Origin of the sequence: Immundisolibacter sp. (genome assembly GCF_028696615.1) — a bacterium.
Lineage (GTDB): Bacteria > Pseudomonadota > Gammaproteobacteria > Immundisolibacterales > Immundisolibacteraceae > Immundisolibacter.
The window spans coordinates 1-3,643 of record NZ_JAQVGQ010000241.1; the positions used below are offsets into that span (position 1 = coordinate 1).

Genomic DNA, 3,643 nt, shown 5'->3' on the forward strand with positions numbered 1-3,643 from the left:
GCCGGAGTTGATCGGCGGCGTGCGGGTGGTGGTCGGCGATGAAGTGCTCGACACCTCGGTGCGCGCCCAGCTTGAACAGATGAGGACTGGCCTGGCGGCCTGAGCGTCACCGACGCCGCCGGCACGGCCGCGCACGCGGCATCCCTGGAGCATGCAATGCAACTGAACCCTGCTGAAATTTCCGAACTCATCAAAAGCCGCATCGAGGGCCTGGGTGCCGTCGCCGACGTCAAGAACGAGGGCACCGTGGTGTCCGTGACCGACGGCATCGTGCGCGTGCATGGTCTGTCGGCCGCCATGGCCGGCGAGATGCTGGAGTTCCCGCCGACGCCGGGCGGGCAGCCTACCTTCGGGCTGGCGCTGAACCTCGAGCGCGACTCGGTGGGCGCGGTGATTCTGGGTGACTACGAGCACATCTGCGAGGGCGACACGGTCAAGTGCACCGGCCGCATCCTGGAGGTGCCGGTCGGGCCGGAGCTGATCGGCCGGGTGGTGAATGCGCTCGGTCAGCCCATCGACGGCAAGGGGCCGATCAATGCCAAGCTGACGGACGTCATCGAGAAGGTGGCGCCGGGCGTGATCGCGCGCCAGTCGGTGGACCAGCCGGTGCAGACCGGCCTGAAGGCCATCGACTCGATGGTGCCGATCGGTCGCGGCCAGCGCGAGCTGATCATCGGTGACCGCCAGACCGGCAAGACCGCGGTGGCGATCGACACCATCATCAATCAGAAAGGTCAGAACATGACCTGCGTGTACGTCGCCATCGGCCAGAAGGCGTCGTCCATCAAAAACGTGGTGCGCGCGCTCGAGCAGCACGGCGCCATGGACTACACCATCGTGGTGGCGGCGTCGGCGTCGGAGTCGGCAGCCATGCAATACGTGGCGGCCTACTCGGGCTGCACTATGGGCGAGTACTTCCGCGATCGCGGCCAGGATGCGCTGATCATCTACGACGACCTGTCCAAGCAGGCGGTGGCCTATCGGCAGATCTCGCTGCTGCTGCGCCGCCCGCCGGGGCGCGAGGCCTACCCGGGTGACGTGTTCTACCTGCACAGCCGCCTGCTCGAGCGCGCCGCGCGCGTGAATGCCGACTACGTCGAGGCCTTCACCAAGGGTGAGGTCAAGGGCAAGACCGGTTCGCTGACGGCGCTGCCCATCATCGAAACGCAGGCCGGCGACGTGTCGGCCTTCGTGCCGACCAACGTGATCTCGATCACCGACGGCCAGATCTTCCTCGAGACCAACCTGTTCAACGCCGGCATCCGGCCGGCCATCAACGCCGGCATCTCGGTGTCGCGCGTGGGTGGCGCGGCGCAGACCAAGCTGATCAAGGGCCTGTCGGGCGGGATCCGTACCGACCTCGCCCAGTACCGGGAGCTGGCGGCGTTCGCGCAGTTCGCGAGCGATCTGGACGCCGCCACGCGCAAGCAGCTCGACCGTGGCGCCCGCGTCACCGAGCTGCTCAAGCAGGCGCAGTACAGCCCGCTGCCGATCAGCCTGATGGCGGCCTCGCTGTTCGCGGTGAACAAAGGCTTCCTGGACGATGTGCCGGTCAATCGCGTGCTGGCCTTCGAGCACGGCCTGCACCAGCACCTGAAATCCAGCCACGCGGCTTTGCTGCAGAAGCTTGAGGCCGACAAGGCGCTCGACAAGGCGGCCGAGGCTGAGCTCACCGGCGCCATCGAGGCGTTCCGCAAGTCGTTCGCGTAAGGCGCCGGCGCGCTCAACGAGGTACCCCGGCATGGCGGTCGGCAAAGAAATTCGCGGCAAGATCAAGAGCATCGAGAACACGCGCAAGATCACCAAGGCGATGGAGATGGTGGCCGCGTCCAAGATGCGCCGCGCCCAGGAGCGCATGCGGGCGGCGCGGCCGTACAGCGACAAGGTGCGCAACATCACCGCCAACCTGTCGCGCGCCAACCCCGAGTACCGCTCGCCGTACATGCGCCCGGTCGGCGAGGTGCGCACGGTGGGCTTCATCGTGGTCAGCACCGACAAGGGCCTGTGCGGTGGCCTCAACACCAACCTGTTGCGGGTGGTGAGCCTGCGCATGCGCGACGCCCAGGCCGCCGGTCAGGGCATTCGCGTCACCGCGCTCGGCGGCAAGGGACAGAGCTTTCTGGCACGGGCCGGGGCGCACATCGTCAGCCAGGCCGTGCAGCTCGGCGATGCGCCGCAGCTCGACATGCTGATCGGGCCGGTCAAGGTGATGCTGGACGCCTTCGTGGCCGGCGAGATCGATGCCGTGTACCTGTGCTATACGCGCTTCGTCAACACCATGAGGCAGGAGCCGGTGGTCGAGCCGCTGCTGCCGCTGGGCGCCGAACGGTTCGAGCAGACCGAGGCCGAGCGTGCCGCCTACAGTTGGGATTACCTGTACGAGCCGAGTGCACCGGCGGTGATCGACGACCTGCTCAAGCGCTACATCGAGGCGCTGGTGCTGCAGGCGGTGGCCGAGAACATGGCATCCGAGCAGTCGGCGCGCATGGTGGCGATGAAGGCGGCCAGCGACAACGCCGGCAACCTGATCGAAGAACTGAAGCTCATCTACAACAAGACCCGACAGGCTGCGATCACCAAGGAGCTGTCGGAAATCGTCAGCGGCGCGGCCGCGGTGTGACGGCTACGGATTCTCTCTAGGACCGGACAATGACAGAAGGCAAGATCGTTCAGTGCATCGGCGCCGTCGTGGACGTCGAGTTCCCGCGCGGGCACATGCCCAAGGTGTACGACGCGCTGGTCATGGAAGGCTCGGACCTCACGCTCGAGGTGCAGCAGCAGCTGGGTGACGGCGTGGTGCGCGCCATCGCGCTGGGTTCCACCGACGGTTTGCGCCGCGGGCTGATGGTCGCCGACACCGGCCGGCCGATCACCGTGCCGGTCGGCAAGGCGACGCTCGGGCGCATCATGGACGTGCTGGGGCGGCCGATCGACGAGCGCGGCCCGGTCGACGCCACGCAGACCGCTTCCATCCATCGCAAGGCGCCGAGCTACGATGAGCTGGCGCCGTCGCAGGAGCTGCTCGAGACCGGCATCAAGGTGATCGACCTCATCTGCCCGTTCGCCAAGGGCGGCAAGGTGGGCTTGTTCGGCGGCGCCGGCGTCGGCAAGACCGTCAACATGATGGAGCTGATCAACAACATCGCCAAGGCGCACTCGGGCCTGTCGGTGTTCGCCGGCGTGGGCGAGCGCACCCGCGAGGGCAACGACTTCTACCACGAGATGGCCGAGTCCGGCGTGGTCAACCTGGAGAACCTCGGCGAGTCCAAGGTGTCGATGGTGTACGGCCAGATGAACGAGCCGCCGGGCAACCGCCTGCGCGTGGCGCTGACGGGCCTGACCATCGCCGAGTCGTTCCGCGACGAAGGCCGCGACGTGCTGTTCTTCGTCGACAACATCTACCGTTACACGCTGGCCGGCACCGAGGTGTCGGCGCTGCTCGGCCGCATGCCATCCGCCGTGGGCTACCAGCCGACGCTGGCCGAAGAAATGGGCCGTCTGCAGGAGCGCATCACCTCCACCAAGGTGGGTTCGATCACCTCCATCCAGGCCGTGTACGTGCCGGCGGACGACCTGACCGACCCGTCGCCCGCCACCACCTTCGCGCATTTGGACGCCACGGTGGTGCTGTCGCGCGACATCG

General features: G+C 67.2%; 4 protein-coding genes. All 4 read left to right on the top strand.

Annotated features, from left to right (window positions below; genetic code table 11):
• Positions 1-103: F0F1 ATP synthase subunit delta (locus tag PHC73_RS14050; protein WP_366949881.1), on the top strand; the 103-nt coding region annotated here is incomplete at its 5' end.
• A gap of 53 nt (positions 104-156) precedes the next feature.
• Positions 157-1,710, top strand: a complete 1,554-nt coding sequence (atpA, locus tag PHC73_RS12460) for a F0F1 ATP synthase subunit alpha (RefSeq protein WP_300128775.1) — start codon at positions 157-159, stop codon at positions 1,708-1,710.
• Between the two features lie 31 nt (positions 1,711-1,741).
• On the top strand, positions 1,742-2,620 hold the full coding sequence (gene atpG / locus PHC73_RS12465; protein WP_300128778.1) for a F0F1 ATP synthase subunit gamma: 879 nt from the start codon (positions 1,742-1,744) through the stop codon (positions 2,618-2,620).
• Positions 2,621-2,649: 29 nt separating this feature from the next.
• A partial coding sequence (gene atpD / locus PHC73_RS12470) for a F0F1 ATP synthase subunit beta (RefSeq protein WP_300128780.1) occupies positions 2,650-3,643 on the top strand: 994 nt, incomplete at its 3' end.